Genomic DNA, 14555 nt, shown 5'->3' with positions numbered 1-14555 from the left:
GAGAGGTCCCAACAAAGGTGTCAGACTGCATTTTTGAAAATGGCCTCGCGCCCGGAAATGGAGTCAGACTGCATTTTTTCGCGCGCGGCGGGGCAGGGCATCACGACTTCCCCAACTGCCGGGAACGCTGGCGAAATCCTTGAGGTGCTCCACGCAGCCGTGGATCGGCGCCAAGCGAAAAAATGCAGTCTGACACCGTCCCTCGGTGCGGCGGGATCCGCGGAAAATGCAGTCTGACACCTTTGTTTGGCTTTTCCCGCGCCGGATAAATGCAGTCTGACACCATTGTTTGGGTGGGGGCGCACCATGGAAAATGCAGTCTGACTCCATTGTTTCTCCCGGGACGGGTCGCCGAACGTTTGGCAGGCGGGAGCGGGCCGGCAGCCGGGCAGGGAAGGGCTTGGCGGCGGGGGCGGTAAGATGGGCGCCGACGCATACGCACATGTCGCCCCGCGCGGGCGGCGCAGGAGCCCTCTGTCATGTCGCTGCAACCCCGCCTCGATTTCGTCACCTGCGTGAGCCCGCTGGGCTTTCATCGTATGGCCTATTGGGAGTGGGGCGATCCGGACAACCGTGAGGTGCTGCTGTGCGTGCACGGCCTCACGCGCAACGGTCGCGATTTCGACCGGCTGGCGCGCGAGCTGGCGCCGCGCTATCGGGTCGTGTGCCCGGACGTCGCCGGCCGCGGCCAGTCGGATTGGCTGGCCAATCCGGCGCTCTACAACGTGCCGCAGTACGTCTCCGACATGATGACGCTCATCGCGCGCCTGAACCCGGCGCGGCTGGCCTGGGTCGGCACCTCGATGGGCGGGCTGATCGGCCTCGGGCTGTCGGGCGCACTGGCCTACGCGCGTGCCGCGCATCGCGCGCACCCGCACGCCGGCGCCTTGCCGCCCGATCGCGACCTGCGCATCGACCGCATGGTGCTCAACGACGTCGGCCCGCATCTCGCCATCCCCGCGCTCGACCGCATCATCGCCGGCGTGGGCACTTCCGGCGCCTATGCCACCTTCGACGAGGCCATCGCCGCCACGCGCATCTCCTGCGCCAACTACGGTCCGCACTCCGACGAGCACTGGCGCGAACTGGCCGAGCATGGCTACGTCCGCAATGCCGAAGGCCGCTGGGTCAAGAACTACGACCTCAACATCGGCGTCACGCTGGGCGTTCAGGCCTCCACGCCGCAGGTCTATGAAGAGGGCGAGCGCATGCTCTGGCACGCCTACGACACCCTCGACTGCCCGATACTGATCCTGCGCGGCGAGCACTCGGATCTGCTACTGCCGGCCACCGTCGCCGACATGCTGGCCCGCAACCCGCGCGCCAGCGTGCACGAAATTGCCGACGCCGGCCACGCGCCCACCCTGATGACGCCGGAGCAGATCGCCCCGGTTGCCCAGTTCCTGCTGGCCTGAGCGTCCAGGGGGACGGGGCGGGCCGCGCCCCTCGCGCGCCGCCCCGCGGGCTTCTACAATAGGCGCATGACTCAAGCCCGCCTCAACATCGATTTGCATTGCCATTCCACGGTTTCCGACGGCGCGCTGCCGCCGGCCGAGGTGGCCCGGCGCGCGCACGCCAACGGCGTGGACGTCTGGGCCCTGACCGACCACGACGAGGTCGGCGGCATTGCCGAGGCGCGCGAAGCCGCACAGGCCCTGGGCCTGCGCTACTTCACTGGCGCCGAGATTTCGGTCACCTGGGCCCACGTCACGGTGCACGTGGTCGGCCTCAATTTCGACGAGACCAACACCGCGCTGGTCGAAGGCCTGCGCAAGACGCGCGCCGGCCGCGCAGGCCGCGCGCGCCAGATCGGCGAGCGTCTGGCCGCCATGGGCATGCCCGGCGCCTACGAGGGCGCGCTGCCGTACGCCGGCAACCCCGAGCTCATCAGCCGCACGCACTTCGCGCGCTTCCTGGTCGACGCGGGCTTCTGCCCCGACGTCCAGACCGTCTTCAACAAATACCTCGGCGACGACTGCCCGGGCCACGTGCCGATGCACTGGTCCACGCTGAGCGAGGCGGTGGGCTGGATCCGCGGCGCGGGCGGACGCGCGGTGATCGCCCACCCGGGCCGCTACAAATACACGCCGGTGCAGTTCGCCGGCCTGTTCGACGAGTTCCTGCAGCTGGGCGGCGAGGGCATCGAGGTGGTCACCGGCAGCCACACGGCCGACGAAGCGCGCCGCTACGCCGACGTCGCCCGCCGCTACGGCTTTCTCGCGTCGCGCGGCTCCGATTTCCATCGCCTGGGCGAAAGCAAGGCCGATCTCGGCAGCCTGCCCGACCTCCCCGCCGACCTCAAACCGGTCTGGCACGACTGGCTCTGAGCCGGCGCGCGTCCCGCGCCCCACGACGGCACGCGGCTTGCGGGCCGCCTTCGACCCGCTACTTTGGTTTGCAACGCGTATGAACAAGGCTTTTGTCAAAGAGTCGGACAACGACGACGACGAGGATCTGCCCGAGGCCCAGGCCCTGCCCAAGGGCACGCGCAACTACATGACGCCCGAGGGCTACAACCGGCTGCGCGACGAGCTCGCGCACCTGATGAACGTCGAGCGTCCGGCCGTGGTGCAGGTGGTGTCGTGGGCGGCCTCCAACGGAGACCGCTCTGAAAACGGCGACTATCTCTACGGCAAGAAGCGCCTGCGCGAGATCGACCGGCGCATGCGCTTTCTCACCAAGCGGCTCGACGTGGCCGAAGTCGTCGATGCGGCCAGCCAGCCCAATCGCGACCAGGTGTTCTTCGGCGCCACCGTGCGCTACGCCGACCAGACCGGCGAAGAACAGACCGTCACCATCGTGGGCGTCGACGAGGCCGAGCCGCTCGCCGGCAAGATCAGCTGGATCTCACCGGTTGCGCGCGCACTCATCAAGGCGCGCGAGGGCGACACCATCGTGCTGCGCACGCCCGGCGGCGTGCAGGAACTCGACATTCTCGAGGTCCGCTACCCCGATCCGGCCTGAATCTGCCCACGCCGGCCCGGGCCGGCTGAAGGGAACGGGCGCATCGCCGCGCTCCGCCCGCCGCCATGCAAAAAAAAACGGGCGCCAGTCGAAAGACTGGCGCCCGCGGCGTTGGAAGGGATTATTGACGCCCCTGCCTTGCGTTGGCGGTCCTCGCGCGATGCGCCCCGGCCGCCGTTCCCCTTGGGCTGCTGCTTATTTCTTGCGTGCGGCGATCGACTTCTCGGCCAGGTTGACCAGGTCTTCGCCTATGGTCTTTTTCCACTTGTCGTAGACGGGCTTGGTGGCCGCCACGAACGCGGCGTGCTGACCGGCGTCCAGCGAAGTCACGGTCACGCCATGACCGGCGATTTCCTTGAGCAGCGACGGATCCTCCGGCGTCACGCCCTTGCGTGCGATCACGATCTCCTGCTTGCCCGCGTCGAGCGCGGCCTGGCGCACGATCTCGCGGTCCTTCTCGCTCCACGAATTCCACACCTCGCGGTTGACCACGAAGATCAGCGGATCGGCGACGTAGTTCCACAGCGTCAGGTACTTCTGGCCCACCGTGTAGAGCTTGGAGCCGGTGTAGATCGACAGCGGGTTCTCCTGGCCGTCGACGGCGCCGCTCGCCAGCGCCGGCTGCGCGTCGGCCCAGCTCATCTGCGTGGGATTGGCGCCCAGCGCGGTGAAGGTGTCGATGTAGAGCGGCGAGCCGACCACGCGCAGCTTCAGGCCCTTGAGGTCGGCCGGCGACTTGATCTCGTGCTTGGAATTGCTCAACTGGCGGTAGCCGTTCTCGCCCCAGGCCAGCGGCACCACGCCCGCCTTCTCGATGTACTTGAACATCTCCTTGCCCACCTCGCCCTGCACCAGCGCGTCGATGGCGGCATAGTCGGGCATCAGGAAGGGCATGGAGAAGAGGTTGAGCTGCTTGACCTGCGGCGACCAGTTGATGGTCGAGCCCACAGCCATGTCGATCACGCCCTGGCGGATCGCCGTGAATTCGCGGGTCTGGTCGCCCTGCACCAGCGAGGTGCCCGGGTAGACCTTGATGTTGATGCGGCCATCGGTGCGCTCGCGCACCAGCTTGGACCAGATCTCGGCGCCCTGGCCCCAGGGGAACGAGGTGCCGACCACGATGGACAGCTTGTACTCGGCCTTGTAGTTCTGCGCGTGGGCCGGGGCGGCCAGCGCGGCGGCGCCGCAGGTCAGGGCGGCGAGCAACAGACGGATCTTCATGCTTCAGGTCTCCTGTTTATGGCGGCGCGCGTCGGCGCCTGTTTTATGGTCCATCAATAACCGAGCCGGTGCGGCAGCCAGAGCGCGAGCTGCGGAAACGCCAGCACCGCCAGCAGCACCACGAACATGCCGGCCAGCAGCCACACCACATATCGCACGGTCGATTCCATCGGCACCTGCGCAATGCGGCACGACACCATCAGGTTCACGGCCAGCGGCGGGGTGAACTGACCCAGCGCGACCTTGAGCGTGAGCACCACGCCGAACCACACCGGGTCCCAGCCGTACGCATTGGCGATCGGCAGCAGCAACGGCACGAAAATCAGGAAAATCGAAATGCCGTCGAGGAACATGCCCACGGTCATGAGCAGCACGATCAGCAGCGCCAGCACGCCGTATTCGCCCAGCCCGGAATTCACGATGGCATGCGTGATCGGGTCGATCACCGAGAGGGTGGAGAGCGACCAGGCGAAGATGCCGGCCAGCGTCACCACCAGCATGATCACGGCCGACAGCTCGGCCGCCTCGCGCAGGATCGGAAACAGGTCGCGCACGCCGATCGTGCGATGGATGCACATGCCCACGAACAGGCCGTAGAACACCGCCACCACGGCCGCCTCGGTGGGCGTGAACCAGCCCATGCGCATGCCGCCCAGGATCAGCACCGGCGCGGCCAGGCCCCACGAGGCCTCGCGCAGGCTGGCCCAGAAGGGCGGGCGCGGCAGGTGCGCCTCGAGCTTGCCCATGCCGTGGCGACGCGCCAGCCACACGGCGGGCACGATCAGGGCGAGGCCGGCCAGGATGCCCGGCACCATGCCGGCCGCGAACAGCGCCGGCACCGAGGCCTCCGGCACCAGCACCGAATAGATGATGAAGGCGACCGACGGCGGGATCAGGATGTCGGTGGCCGCGCCGGCCGCCACCACCGATGCCGAATAAGGCTTGGGATAGCCGGCGCGCGACATGGCCGCGATCATTACCGCGCCGACCGCGGCCGCGCAGGCCGGGCCCGAGCCGGAAATGCCGCCCAGGAACATCGCCACCATGATGGACACCAGCGGCAGCATGCCCGGGCCGCGGCCCACGATGGAAATCGCGAAGTTCACCAGGCGCTTGGCCACGCCCGAGCGGTCGAAGATCGAGCCCACCAGCACGAACATCGGGATCGCCAGCAGCGGATACTTGGCCAGCCCGGCGTAGAAATTCTGCGGCACCGCCAGCAGCCCGAACCAGGGCACGTCCTGGTTGGCCAGCGCGATGGCGACGGTGCCGGCCAGGCCGAGCGCCACGCCCACGGGCACGCCGATCACCATCAGCACGATGAAGATCGCGAAGAGCAGGGTGACGATCATTTGGCCTGCCCTCGCACCAGGCGCATGAGCGTGCCCAGCACGCGCGCCGAGATGAGGGCCGCCATCAGCGGCAGCCATACCGAATACCACCAGGTCGGCACGCCGATCGCGGGCGAGGTTTCCTCGTAGCGGAACTCGTCATAGACCAGCCGCGCCGACAGCACGGTCAGCATCACGAAGAACAGCAGCACACAGACGTTGGCGATCAGCGCCAGGATGCGCTGGCGCCGGGGCGAACCGTTGTCGGCCAGGATCTCGATGCGGATGTGGTGATTGCGAACGAAGGCCATGCTGCCGCCGGCCATGGTCAGCACGATCAGCAGGAAGATGGAGATTTCCTCGGTCCAGGCGAACGACTGGTCGGTGAAGTAGCGCACCAGCACGTTGGCAAACGTGATCAGGGCCAGCAGCGCCAGCAGGATCACGGCCAGCCAGTCTTCCAGCGCGAGCGGCACCTTGACGGTGGGGTCGGGTTCCGGGGCAATGATCGGTTCGACGGGTTCTTCGGGTGCGTCGGGGCGTTGCATGGCAAACAGCTTGTGGGACGGCCGGGGACAGAAGGGACGCTGCATCCTAACCCTGGCCCGAGCGGACGATAGCTCGTGTTTTCCCGCGGATGCGGACGCCTGGCAACATGCTGCAAAGCAGCATCAAAACCGTCTGCAAGGCGCTATCGGGGCGGCCTGCGGCCGTGCTGCACAGGGCCCGGGGCGGCGCTTCCATTGCACCGCAAGGGTGCATCCCGGCGCGGGTGGGGTGCCGGCTCGGATGTCGCGTCGCAGCAACCCGTCCCGGCCCGTCGGCCACGAATTTGTAACGTTGGCGTGCCTCCGGGCATCCGATGGGCAGTTCACCACCGGGGTTTACCCCATAAGAAGGTAAAATCACGTTTTGATCTTTCACCTCCCAACGGCGCCCGCATCGTGTCCCTAGTCCAGCATCTGCCCGGTTCCTCGGTTCTTTCCCCGTTTCGTCGCGAGCGCCTGCTCGCGCAACTGAAGAAGGCCGGTCTGCCGGTAGCCGACGTTTCCGCCCGCTACGAGCATTTCGTCCACACCGACAGCGAACTCTCTGCACAAGCCCAGCAACAGCTGGTGCAACTGCTCGACTACGGCACGCCCTACAGCGCCGAACCGGCGTCCAAGCAGCTCGAGCTGCTGGTGATCCCGCGCCTGGGCACGATCTCGCCGTGGGCCTCGAAGGCCACCGACATCGCCCACAACTGTGGCCTGGCCTCGGTGCGCCGCGTCGAACGCGGCGTGCGCTACGTGATCACGCCGGAGCGCGGCCTGCTCGGCGCCAAGACCATCGATCCCGAATTGCTTGCGCGCGCAGCCGATTGCCTGCACGACCGCATGACCGAAACAGTGGTGCAGGGCGACTTCGACGGCCAGTCGCTGTTCACGCCGCTGGCCAGCAAGCCCATGCGCACCGTCGGCGTCAAGGCCGAGGGCCGCACCGCGCTGGAGCAGGCCAACGTCAGCCTGGGCCTGGCCCTGTCCGACGACGAGATCGACTATCTCACCACCGCCTTCACCGACCTCGGCCGCGACCCGACCGACGTCGAGCTGATGATGTTCGCGCAGGCCAACTCCGAGCACTGCCGCCACAAGATCTTCAACGCCGACTGGATCATCGACGGCGCGGCCCAGCCGAACTCGCTGTTCGGCATGATCCGCACCACGCACAAGGCCCAGCCGGCCGGCACCGTGGTGGCCTACTCCGACAACGCCGCCGTGATGGAAGGCGGTGCCGTGCAGCGCTTCCAGGCCGGCGTGCCGGGCGTGGCGGGCGAGGGCGCCGAGGGCGCGCGCTACACGCGCCGCGACGCCGTGATGCACACGCTGATGAAGGTCGAGACCCACAACCACCCGACCGCGATCGCCCCGTACCCCGGCGCCGCGACCGGCGCGGGCGGCGAGATCCGCGACGAAGGCGCGACCGGCCGCGGCTCCAAGCCCAAGGCCGGCCTCACGGGCTTCACCGTGTCGCACCTGCGTTTCGACGACGCCACCCAACCCTGGGAAGCCGACCACCACGGCCTGCCCGACCGCATCGCCTCGCCGCTGTCGATCATGATCGACGGCCCCATCGGCGGCGCGGCCTTCAACAACGAATTCGGCCGGCCCAACCTGCTGGGCTACTTCCGCGCGTTCGAACAGACCGCCGGCGGCACGCGCTGGGGCTACCACAAGCCCATCATGATCGCGGGCGGCCTGGGCAGCATCGACGCCGGCCTCACGCACAAGGATCCGCTGCCGCCGGGCGCGCTGCTGGTGCAGCTGGGCGGTCCGGGTTTCCGCATCGGCATGGGCGGCAGCGCCGCCTCGAGCATGAGCGTGGGCAGCAACTCCGCCGAGCTGGACTTCGACTCGGTGCAGCGCGGCAACCCCGAGCTCGAGCGTCGCGTGCAGGAAGTGATCGACCGCTGCTGGCAGCAGGGCGAGCAGAACCCCATCCTGGCGATCCACGACGTGGGCGCGGGCGGCCTGTCCAACGCCTTTCCCGAGCTGGTGAACGACGCCGGCCGTGGCGCCACCTTCGATCTCAAGCGCGTGCCGCTCGAAGAGTCGGGCATGTCGCCCGCCGAGATCTGGAGCAATGAATCGCAAGAGCGCTACGTGCTCGCGATCCTGCCGCAAGACCTGCCGCGTTTCGAGGCGATCGCGCTTCGCGAACGCTGCCCGTTCGCCGTGGTCGGTGTGGCCACCGAAGAGCGCCAGCTGCGCGTGGTCGATGGCGAGGGCCTGCCGGGTCTCGACACCATCCGTCCGCAGGGCGCCGACGAAGTGCGTCCGGTGGATGTGCCGATCGACGTGATCCTGGGCAAGCCGCCGCGCATGACGCGCGACGTCACGCGCCTGCCCGGCGTGAGCGCGCCGCTCGACCTGGCCGGCATCGACCTGACCGAAGCCGCCTACCGCGTGCTGCGCCACCCGACCGTCGCCAACAAGACCTTCCTGATCACCATCGGCGACCGCACCGTGGGCGGCCTGTCGAGCCGCGACCAGATGGTCGGTCCGTGGCAGGTGCCGGTGGCCGATGCCGCCGTCACGCTGGCCGACTACGAAGGCACGCGCGGCGAAGCCATGGCCATGGGCGAACGCACGCCGCTGGCCATGCTGGACGCGCCCGCCTCGGGCCGCATGGCCGTGGCCGAAGCCCTCACCAACCTCGTGTCGGCCGACGTGGCCCGCCTCGAAGACATCAAGCTGTCGGCCAACTGGATGGCGGCCTGCGGCGTTGCCGGCCAGGACGCCGCGCTGTACGACACGGTCTCCGCGGTGAGCGAGCTTTGCAAGACCGTGGGTCTGTCGATCCCGGTGGGCAAGGATTCGCTCTCGATGAAGACCACCTGGACCGAAGACGGCGAGAAGCGCGACGTGGTCGCGCCGGTGTCGCTCATCGTGACCGCGTTCGCGCCGGTCGCCGACGTGCGCGCAAGCCTCACGCCGCAGCTGCGCACCGACGCGGGCGACAGCGTGCTGATCGTGATCGACCTGGGCCGCGGCAAGCACCGCATGGGCGGTTCGATCCTGGCCCAGGCCTACAACCAGGTCGGCGAGACCGTGCCGGACATCGATGAAGCGCAGGACCTGCGCACCTTCTTCGTGACCATCCGTACCCTGGCCGAGGCCGGCACCATCCTGGCCTACCACGACCGTTCCGATGGCGGCCTGTTCGCCACCGTGGTCGAGATGGCGCTGGCCGGCCACACCGGCGTGTCGATCAACCTCGACATGCTGACCTTCGACCCGCAGTCGGCCGATTGGGGCGACTACAAGATCCGCCCCGAACAGGTGGCGGTGCAGCGCGACGAGCTCACGCTCAAGGCGCTGTTCAGCGAAGAGGCCGGTGCCGTGATCCAGGTGCCCGCGGCCGAACGCGATGCCGTGATGCAGGTGCTGCGCGGTGCCGGCCTGTCGGCCCACTCGCACGTGATCGGCGGGCTGAACGCGGCCGACGAAGTGGAATTCTTCCGCGACGGCAAGAAGATCTGGGGCCAGCCGCGCGCCGATCTGGGCCGCGCCTGGAGCGAAGTCAGCTACCAGATCATGACCCGCCGCGACAACCCGGCCTGCGCCCAGGCCGAGCTCGACACCTGGAACGACACCACCGATCCCGGCCTGTCGCCGCGCGTGGCGTTCGACCCGCAGGAAGACGTGGCGGCGCCGTTCATCGCCACCGGCAAGCGTCCGCGCGTGGCCATCCTGCGCGAGCAGGGCTGCAACAGCCAGGTCGAAATGGCCTGGGCCTTCGATACCTCGGGCTTCGAGGCGGTCGACGTGCACATGACCGACCTGCTGTCGGGCCGCATCGACTTGAACGGCATGCAGGGCCTGGTGGCCGTGGGCGGCTTCTCCTATGGCGACGTGCTGGGCGCCGGCGAGGGCTGGGCCCGTACCATCCGCTTCAACAGCAAGCTGTCGGATCAGTTCGCCGCCTACTTCGCCCGCCCCGACACGTTCGCGCTCGGCGTGTGCAACGGCTGCCAGATGATGGCCGCACTCGCCCCGATGATCCCGGGCGCCGAGTTCTGGCCGCGGTTCACGCGCAACCAGTCGGAGAAGTACGAAGCCCGCCTGTCGCTGGTGGAAGTGCAATCCTCGCCGTCGATCTTCTTCGCCGGCATGGAAGGCGCCCGCATCCCGGTGGCCGTGGCGCACGGCGAGGGCTACGCCGACTTCTCGCAGCAGGGCGATGCGGCCAAGGTGCTGGCCGCCGCGCGCTACATCGACAACCACGGCAAGGTGACCGAGGCCTATCCGTTCAACCCGAACGGCAGCCCGCAGGGCCTGACCTCGGTGACGACCGCCGACGGCCGCTTCACCGTGCTGATGCCGCATCCGGAGCGCGTCACGCGCAACGTGATGATGTCGTGGGCCCCCGAGCAATGGGGCGAGCGCGACGCCGGCGGCGCCTACACGCCGTGGATGCGCTTCTTCCGCAACGCGCGCGTCTGGCTGGGCTGATCCCGATCGGCCCAGGCTGATCGCGAACCGCGCAAGGGCAACGGGCCCGGCGTTCCCCGCAAGGGGGCGCCGGGCCCGTTGGTTTCGGGCGCAACGAATCGCGGGTCAGAAGCCGTACAGCGCGGCCGGGTTGTCGACCAGCACCTGCCGGCGCGTGGCCGGGTCGGGCAGCCAGTCGGTTGCCTGGGCCAGCAGGCTGCCGGCTGCGATTTCCCGATACGGGCTGACGTCGGTGGGGGCGGCGCCGGGCGTGCGGTTGGTGTGCGGCCAGTCGCTTGCCCACAGCATGCGATCGGGCCGCAACGCCACGAGGCGGCGCGCCAGCGCGGTGACGGCCGCCGCGTCGCCGCCGATGCGGTACGCCGCCGAGAGCTTCACGTAGGCCGCCCCGGATCCGACCAGATCGAGGATGGGCGCCGCTTCCGCCGCGCTCAGGTCAGGCGGCATCATGGCGAAATGATCCAGCACCACGGGCAGGCCGAGCCGCCGCAGGTCGGGCGCCGCCTGCGCGATGGCGCCGTGCGACGCATAGACCTGGAGATGCCAGCCGCCGCCGCGCAGGCGGCCGGCCCAGGCCTGCAGCGCCGCGGTCACACCGGCCGCGCTGCTCGCGCCGACGCTCTCCAGATTGACGCGCAGCCCGCGCACGCCCAGCGCGTGCAGCCGCGCGAGCGCGGCGTCGTCGATGCCCGGGTCGAGCACCGCCACGCCCCGGCCCGCGCCGGCCAGCGCCTCGAGGCTGTCGCACAGCAGGCCGTTGTCGGTGCCGTAGAAGCTGGGCTGCACGATCACGGCGCGCGCCGCGCCCAGGGCGGCCAGGTGCGCGCGCAACTGTTCCAGGCTGGCCGGCGGCGGCGTGTAGTGCCGGTCGGCCAGCATGGGGTGGCTGTCCTGCGGCCCCACGACATGCACATGGCAATCGCAGGCCCCGGCCGGCAGGCGCGCGGCCGGGTTCATCGCGCGGCCAGCCGCTTGACGAACGCGGCGCCGGCCTCGCGGGTGCCGAGCGTGCCGCCCACGTCGCGCGTGCACTCGTGCGCGGCGATGGTGTCGGCGATGGTGGCCTCGATCGCGGCCGCGGCCTGGTGGAAGCGCGCGTCGCCATGCTTGTTGCCGTGCCAGTTGAGCAGCATCGCGCCCGACAGGATCAGCGAGATCGGGTTGGCGATGTTCTGCCCGGCGATGTCGGGCGCCGAGCCGTGCGCGGCCTGGCCCATGGCGTAATCGCGGCCCGCGTTGAGCGAGCCGCCCAGACCGAGGCTGCCGGAAAGTTCGGCGGTGAGGTCGGACAGGATGTCGCCGAACATATTCGTGGTCACGATCACGTCGTAGCGCTGCGGCGCGCGCACCACGTGGGCCATCATGGCGTCCACGATCACGTCGTCGATCGCCACCTCGGGGAACTCGCGGCCGACTTCGCGGCAGGTGTCGATGAACATGCCGTCGCCCAGCTTGAGCACGTTGGCCTTGTGCACGATGGTGACGTGCTTGTTGCGCGTCATGGCCAGCTCGAACGCGGAGCGCGCGATGCGCTCGCAGCACTGGCGCGTGATCCGGCGCAGCGACACCACCACGTCGGGCGTGATCAGCATCTCGCTGCCGCCGGATTCGACGTTGCGGTCGGCATAGAAGCCTTCGGTGTTCTCGCGTACCACCACCAGGTCGAACTCGCCCAGGCGCGCGTTCATGCCGGGGTAGGTGCGGGCGGGGCGGATGTTGGCGTGCAGGTCGAGGCTCTTGCGAAAGAACATCGACGGGTTGATCTCGCCGCGCGAGGCGTCCTTGAACTCGAAGGTGGCCATCGGGCCCAGCATCAGGCCGTCGGCGGCCTTCACCTTTTCGAGCAGCGCCGGCGTGACCGTGGCGCCGTGCTGCTTCAGGCTGTCGTGGCCGGCCACGTCGAAGTCCAGCTGCAGGCCCAGGCCGAAGCGTTCGGAGGCAGTCTGCAGCACGTCCACGGCCACCGCCATGGTTTCGGGGCCAATGCCATCACCGGGCAGAACTACGATTTTCATGTTGAGGGTTCCCGTGAAAGTGTGGAAGGGGTCAATCGATCTTGACGCCGGCGGCCTGCACCAGACGCTGGTATTTCTGCGCTTCGCTCTGCACGAAGCGCGTGAAGTCGGCGCGGTCGTTGGGACGCACCGCGGCGCCGTCGTTCTCGAGGCGCGACTTGATGGCCGGATCGGCCAGTATGGCATTGAGGCTGCGATTGAGGTCGTCGAGCACCGCGGCCGGCGTGGCCGCCGGCGCAAACACGCCGCCCCACAGGCTGAACTGGAATCCGGGCACCGCCGCCTCGGCCACGGTCGGCACCTGTGGCAGGATCGCCAGTCGCTGTTGCGACGAGACCGCCAGCACGCGCAGGCGGCCGCCGTGTACGTGCGGCATGGCGGCCGAGGCGCTGGAGAAAAAGAAGTCGACGTGGCCGCCGAGCAGGTCGGACATGGCCTGGCCCGCGCCCTTGTACGGCGCGTGCAGCAGCTGGGTCTTCGTACCGAGGGCCAGCGCCGCGGCCGCCAGATGGCCGGGCGTCGCGGTGCCGGAGGAAGCGTAGGCCACGCTTTCCGGCTTGGCGCGCGCCGCCTGGATCAGCGCATTCAGATCGGCATACGGCGACTGCTGCGGCACGGCCAGCACCAGCGGCGAGTCGCCCACCAGGATCACCGGGGCGAACTCGCGCAGCGGATCGTAGCCGGGTGCCTTCATTGCGTAAGGATTGACGGCGATCTCGCCGGTCTGACCGAGCAGCAGCGTGTGCCCGTCGGCCGGTGCGCGCAGCACCAGCCTTGCGCCGAGCGCGCCGGAGGCGCCGGGCCGGTTCTCCACCACGAAGGTCTGCGAATAATGCTTGCCGAGCTGTTCCGACAGGATGCGCGCGAACACGTCGCCCTGGCCGCCGGGGGCGTAGGGCACGATCATCGTGACGGGCTTGTCGGGATAGGCGGCCGCGAAGACGCGCGGCGCGAGCGAGAGCAGGGCGCCCGCTGCGCCGGCGCGCAGCAGCTCGCGGCGCGTGAGGAAATGGCGATTCATGTCTGTCTCCTTGTTGTCGTGGCGGGGTGGCTCAGTCCAGCTTCACGCCGGCCTTCTGCACCACCTCGCGCCACATCGCCAGCTCGGCGCCGAGCGCCTGGCCGAAGTCCTGCGGGCTGCCGCGCAGGAGCTGTGCACCCTCGTGCGTGAGACGGTCCTTCACGCGCGGGTCGGCCGCGGCCTCGTTGACGGCGCCGTTGAGCTTGGTCACCACGTCGGCAGGGGTGCCGGCCGGCGCGAGCACGCCCCACCAGGTGGTGATGTCGAAGCCGCTCAGGCCGGCCTCGTCCAGCGTGGGGGTGTCGGGGAACAGCGGCGAACGCGTCTTGCCGGTGACGGCGAGCAGGTCCACCCGCTTGTCCTGCACCTGCGACAGCATGGTCGGCACGGTGGCGAAGAACACCTGGACGCGGCCGGCCAGCAGGTCGACGGTGGCCGGGCCGCTGCCCTTGTAGGGCACGTGCGTCATCTCGACCTGGGCGCGCTGGTTGAACAGTTCGCCGGTGAGGTGGTTGATGCTGCCATTGCCGGCCGAGCAGTAATTCAAGCTGTCCTTCGCGGCGCGGGCGCGCAGGTCCGCGACGTTCTTCAGGCCCAGGTCCTTGGCGCTCACGACCAGCAGCGGGCCGCGGCCCAGCATGGCGACCGGTGCGAACGAGCGCTGCACGTCATAGGTGGTGGCGATGCCCGCGGCTGCGTTGGTCACGAAGGTCGAGGTTGCGAACAGCAGCGTGTGGCCGTCGGGCTTGGCGTTGGCCACCACCGTGGCGCCGATCGAACCGCCGCCACCGCCGCGGTTCTCCACGACCACCGGCTGGCCCAGCCGTTCGCCGAGCGTGCGCGCCATGTCGCGCGCGATGCTGTCGGTGCCGCCGCCCGCGGCAAACGGCACGATCAGCGTGATGGGCTGGCTCGGAAAGGCATCGGCGGCCTGGGCAGTGACGCAAATCGCGGGCAAAACGAGGCCCAGGCCCGCCGCCAGGCGGGCTCGCAGGTACTTCCACATGGT

11 protein-coding genes are annotated in these 14555 nt (G+C 69.1%); 4 read left to right on the top strand and 7 right to left on the bottom strand.

The features are described from left to right. Positions 1–479: 479 nt before the first annotated feature. The 3 genes from CEG14_RS13600 (at position 480) to greB (ending at position 2964) form a co-directional block, all read left to right on the top strand. The gene (locus CEG14_RS13600; protein WP_094826874.1) at positions 480–1415 is read left to right on the top strand and encodes an alpha/beta fold hydrolase; all 936 of its coding nucleotides are present in this window, start codon (positions 480–482) and stop codon (positions 1413–1415) included. A 66-nt stretch (positions 1416–1481) separates the two neighbouring features. Beyond that, the gene (locus CEG14_RS13595) at positions 1482–2327 is read left to right on the top strand and encodes a 3',5'-nucleoside bisphosphate phosphatase (RefSeq protein ID WP_094826873.1); all 846 of its coding nucleotides are present in this window, start codon (positions 1482–1484) and stop codon (positions 2325–2327) included. A 79-nt stretch (positions 2328–2406) separates the two neighbouring features. Continuing rightward, a complete protein-coding gene (greB, locus tag CEG14_RS13590) occupies positions 2407–2964 on the top strand; it encodes a transcription elongation factor GreB (protein WP_094826872.1) in 558 nt (185 codons plus the stop codon). 195 nt (positions 2965–3159) lie between these two features. Here greB and CEG14_RS13585 read toward each other — a convergent pair whose 3' ends face one another. The 3 genes from CEG14_RS13585 to CEG14_RS13575 are packed head-to-tail and all read right to left on the bottom strand — an operon-like array spanning position 3160 to position 6064. Next, a complete protein-coding gene (locus tag CEG14_RS13585) occupies positions 3160–4185 on the bottom strand; it encodes a DctP family TRAP transporter solute-binding subunit (RefSeq protein WP_094826871.1) in 1026 nt (341 codons plus the stop codon). A 53-nt stretch (positions 4186–4238) separates the two neighbouring features. Beyond that, positions 4239–5537, bottom strand: a complete 1299-nt coding sequence (locus CEG14_RS13580; RefSeq protein ID WP_094826870.1) for a TRAP transporter large permease — start codon at positions 5535–5537, stop codon at positions 4239–4241. Then, on the bottom strand, positions 5534–6064 hold the full coding sequence (locus tag CEG14_RS13575) for a TRAP transporter small permease (RefSeq protein WP_176461496.1): 531 nt from the start codon (positions 6062–6064) through the stop codon (positions 5534–5536). Before CEG14_RS13575 ends, CEG14_RS13580 begins: the two co-directional genes overlap by 4 nt. Before the next feature lie 396 nt (positions 6065–6460). Here CEG14_RS13575 and purL point away from each other — a divergent pair, with 396 nt between their 5' ends. Further along, positions 6461–10510 carry a phosphoribosylformylglycinamidine synthase gene (purL, locus tag CEG14_RS13570; protein WP_094826868.1) on the top strand — a complete coding sequence of 1350 codons (4050 nt, stop codon included), beginning with the start codon at positions 6461–6463 and terminating at the stop codon, positions 10508–10510. A 105-nt stretch (positions 10511–10615) separates the two neighbouring features. Here purL and CEG14_RS13565 read toward each other — a convergent pair whose 3' ends face one another. From CEG14_RS13565 to CEG14_RS13550, 4 genes are read right to left on the bottom strand one after another with little or no spacing between them, the layout of a single operon-like run. Then, complete coding sequence (locus tag CEG14_RS13565; RefSeq protein ID WP_256985691.1) at positions 10616–11467, bottom strand: amidohydrolase family protein; 852 nt, start codon at positions 11465–11467, stop codon at positions 10616–10618. Next, complete coding sequence (locus CEG14_RS13560) at positions 11464–12525, bottom strand: isocitrate/isopropylmalate dehydrogenase family protein (RefSeq protein WP_094826867.1); 1062 nt, start codon at positions 12523–12525, stop codon at positions 11464–11466. Before CEG14_RS13560 ends, CEG14_RS13565 begins: the two co-directional genes overlap by 4 nt. 31 nt (positions 12526–12556) lie before the next feature. Beyond that, entirely contained in the window at positions 12557–13546 is a 990-nt protein-coding gene (locus CEG14_RS13555; RefSeq protein ID WP_094826866.1) for a Bug family tripartite tricarboxylate transporter substrate binding protein, read from the bottom strand. A gap of 31 nt (positions 13547–13577) precedes the next feature. Continuing rightward, positions 13578–14552, bottom strand: coding sequence for a tripartite tricarboxylate transporter substrate binding protein (locus CEG14_RS13550; RefSeq protein WP_094826865.1), 975 nt, complete (start codon positions 14550–14552; stop codon positions 13578–13580). Between the last annotated feature and the right edge of the window lie 3 nt (positions 14553–14555).

The sequence above is a fragment of the Bordetella genomosp. 1 genome (assembly GCF_002261335.1).
In the GTDB taxonomy this organism is placed as follows: Bacteria; Pseudomonadota; Gammaproteobacteria; order Burkholderiales; family Burkholderiaceae_B; genus Bordetella.
This window is presented reverse-complemented; position numbering and strand designations above follow the sequence as displayed.

Excerpts from the sequence above, each read along its gene's own strand:
- CEG14_RS13600 (WP_094826874.1), top strand. The coding sequence starts at position 480 with ATGTCGCTGCAACCCCGCCTCGATTTCGTCACCTGCGTGAGCCCGCTG.
- CEG14_RS13595 (WP_094826873.1), top strand. The coding sequence starts at position 1,482 with ATGACTCAAGCCCGCCTCAACATCGATTTGCATTGCCATTCCACGGTT.
- greB (WP_094826872.1), top strand. The coding sequence starts at position 2,407 with ATGAACAAGGCTTTTGTCAAAGAGTCGGACAACGACGACGACGAGGAT.
- CEG14_RS13585 (WP_094826871.1), bottom strand. The coding sequence starts at position 4,185 with ATGAAGATCCGTCTGTTGCTCGCCGCCCTGACCTGCGGCGCCGCCGCG.
- CEG14_RS13580 (WP_094826870.1), bottom strand. The coding sequence starts at position 5,537 with ATGATCGTCACCCTGCTCTTCGCGATCTTCATCGTGCTGATGGTGATC.
- CEG14_RS13575 (WP_176461496.1), bottom strand. The coding sequence starts at position 6,064 with ATGCAACGCCCCGACGCACCCGAAGAACCCGTCGAACCGATCATTGCC.
- CEG14_RS13565 (WP_256985691.1), bottom strand. The coding sequence starts at position 11,467 with ATGAACCCGGCCGCGCGCCTGCCGGCCGGGGCCTGCGATTGCCATGTG.
- CEG14_RS13560 (WP_094826867.1), bottom strand. The coding sequence starts at position 12,525 with ATGAAAATCGTAGTTCTGCCCGGTGATGGCATTGGCCCCGAAACCATG.
- CEG14_RS13555 (WP_094826866.1), bottom strand. The coding sequence starts at position 13,546 with ATGAATCGCCATTTCCTCACGCGCCGCGAGCTGCTGCGCGCCGGCGCA.
- CEG14_RS13550 (WP_094826865.1), bottom strand. The coding sequence starts at position 14,552 with ATGTGGAAGTACCTGCGAGCCCGCCTGGCGGCGGGCCTGGGCCTCGTT.